Genomic DNA, 2,681 nt, shown 5'->3' on the forward strand with positions numbered 1-2,681 from the left:
ACTCCCACCTGGGAGATCGATCAGGTCTGGCACTGCCACATCTTGGATACCGACAAATATGCCAAAGACTGTGACACACTATTCGGGCAGTTCATTCACCACTTTCCCTATTTCGGTGTGCGTGGGGAGAACGATCGGCAGGCTTGGTACCGCGCCTACGCCCTGACCCAAGTGCTTTTCCGCAAACACTTCGGCTTCGAGCTGGCAGCGGACCTAAAGGCAGTTCCAGCCGATTGCGAACCGCTGCAAATCGTCCACAGCACGATCGATGGCTCTACCGAACAATCTCGACCGAGGGTAGAGTTTTCCCTTGAAGAAGCACTGCGAGTTTGGGAGTAATACCAATTCGCAATTCGCAATTCGCAATTTGGAATTGCAAACGCTCGATTTCGTCAACGTTTCAGTCGTTTGATCTGTAACTGGAATTTAGAGAATTGGTATAAGCGGGAAGGAGCGATCGGACCTGATTGACTGACAAAACTTCGAAGGACCTCTCCCCCAACCCCTCTCCAGCACGGAAAGAGGAGCCCGACAAATTTCTAGTTCCCTCTCCTGCGAGGAGAGGGTTAGGGAGAGGTCTTCAATTTGCGCAAGCGATTTGTCAATCAATTCGGCGATCGCGATCGCCCTTACTCTCTAATCCTCAGCGCTTCCAGCAGCACAGCAGTTTCCGTTGCTTCCTGCATCATTCCCAACTGCTGGAAACTCCGCATCGCCTCAGATGCCCAATGAACAGCGACCGCTTCTTCGCCCCGCGCTTTCTCTAACCGAGACATCGATCGCTTGCAGAAGGCAGCGCGGCATTCATCGCGGTTGAGTTCTGCCATCGACAATCCTTCCTGCAACAGCCCTTGCGCCTCATTGTAGTGCTCCTGCTGGATGGCGATATTGGCGAGCCAGTCTTTTACCAAAAAGATCGCCCGCTGCCAGTTCAGCGCTTGAGCCTGAGCCAAGGCGGGTTGGAAGCACGATCGTGCCCGTGGATAGTCGCCAGTTTTGTAGGCAATCTCGCCCTGATAGTACAACACGTGGAGGCGCGATCGCGGATGGTCGCAATCAGGAGTGGCGCGACTAAGCAGTTGCTCTGCCTTTAGGAGCCAGTCGATCGCGTCAGCAAACTGCTCCTGCTGAATTCGCAGCACAGCAACATGAATGGCTAGCTGACTCTGAAAGAGACTGTCTTTGTGGTGGCGGAGCCGCCAAGCTTTCTGGTACAGCGCGTCCGCCAGCTCCAGATGGTGAGACTGCCCTAGCAGAATTAGCGTCCAGCCCTGATTGTCCATTACCTCTAGCACCGTCTCCCAGTCCTGTCGAGATTCTGCCGCTTGAATCAGCCACTCTGTCCAGTCTAGGCGCGTTGCCCAACAGCTAATGCGGTTGCTGCGGTATCCCTGAGCGTGCGTGTAGCCGTTCACCCGCTGCCAGAACTGACGCACGTCTTCGTAGCGATCGCTGGCGATGCACCATTCGATCGTCGCCTGCAAGTTTTCCCACTCTTGCTCCAGTGGTCCGTACTCGTTCCACTCCTTCCAGTCCTTGCCGCCGTGCTGCTGAGCAAAATCCAGGTACCAGGTCACCCAGCGCGCTCGCGCTGCCTGCTCGAAGTTGGGATGATTTCTCAATTCGGCGATCGCGTACTCCCGCGTCAGCGCCAGCATATCGTAGCGGTCTTCCAGCAAATAGACCAGAGATCGCTGTTGCAACCGCGCTAAGCCCTCGATCGCGCAAGCCAGATCGGGACTGTCGGCGACATGAGCCAGCGCGTCGGGCAGCGCCGATCGGGAAAACAGCGCCAGCGCCATCAGCAGTTGATGACTAAGTTCACCGCGCAGGGGCATAATCGAACCCTCAAAATAGAAGCGCGCATACTCTCCGGTTGCCAGCGTTAGCCGATCGGGCACGTCTTTCAGCGGGTAGCCTGCGGCTAATTGACCCACGGCGTAGACGATCGCGGCGGGAATGCCGCTGGTGCGCTGGTGCAGTCGCTGAGCGTCGGTCGATCGCAAGGAAAGCTGCTTTAGGACGGCTTGCCGCTGAATCAGGCGCAAACTCTCGAACTCGGACAGCGGATTCAGACGCAGCGTTGCAAAGGGGGTCTGCCGACGACTGGTGATCACCACTTTAACCAGCGCAGGCAGATCGTACAAAAATGCCAGCACCGCTTCGTAGTCCTCCACGGTTTCCAAGTTGTCCACAATCAGCAGCGTTGGCTGCTGCGCTAGCCGTGCATGAATCTGCTCTAGCTGCTCCTGAAACTCGGCTAACAGAATGTTGGATTGGTTGAGCGTATGGGCGATCGCTCGAAACAAATCGGGTAAGCTGCGGTCGGGTTTCAAACGCGACAGAATTCCGTGGGGCGTCAGCCGCTGCGGTTTGGCGGAGGTGAAGACGATCGCGCCAAACGTGGATGCCTCTAAACAGCGATAGGCGGCTGCCAGCGCTAAAGCAGTTTTGCCCATGCCGCCGATGCCCTCGACGCTGATGCAGGCGATCGGACTCTCGAACGACAGCATTTCTAGCAGTTGCTGGAGCTCTCGATCGCGCACCAGAAACTCGCCTTCGCGAGTGGGCAGGTTGTGCAATGGGCGGGTGGGCACGATCGACGGCTCGACGGGGGACTGGTGATATCCCGCCTGTTGCAGGGCGATCGCGACTTCTCGCCAGTTCTTGATCGGTTTCTC

At 56.8% G+C, this 2,681-nt stretch carries 1 protein-coding gene and 1 pseudogene; one reads left to right on the plus strand and one right to left on the minus strand.

The window, feature by feature from the left end; all coding sequences use genetic code 11:
- Positions 1-339: pseudogene (locus H6F43_RS00245) on the plus strand (hypothetical protein); the annotation flags it as partial.
- 290 nt (positions 340-629) lie between these two features.
- On the opposite strand, the gene H6F43_RS00250 reads toward H6F43_RS00245, so the two are convergent.
- On the minus strand, positions 630-2,681 hold a 2,052-nt coding region (locus tag H6F43_RS00250), incomplete at its 5' end, for an ATP-binding protein (RefSeq protein ID WP_190340037.1).

Origin of the sequence: Leptolyngbya sp. FACHB-36 (genome assembly GCF_014695955.1) — a bacterium.
Lineage (GTDB): Bacteria > Cyanobacteriota > Cyanobacteriia > Leptolyngbyales > Leptolyngbyaceae > FACHB-36.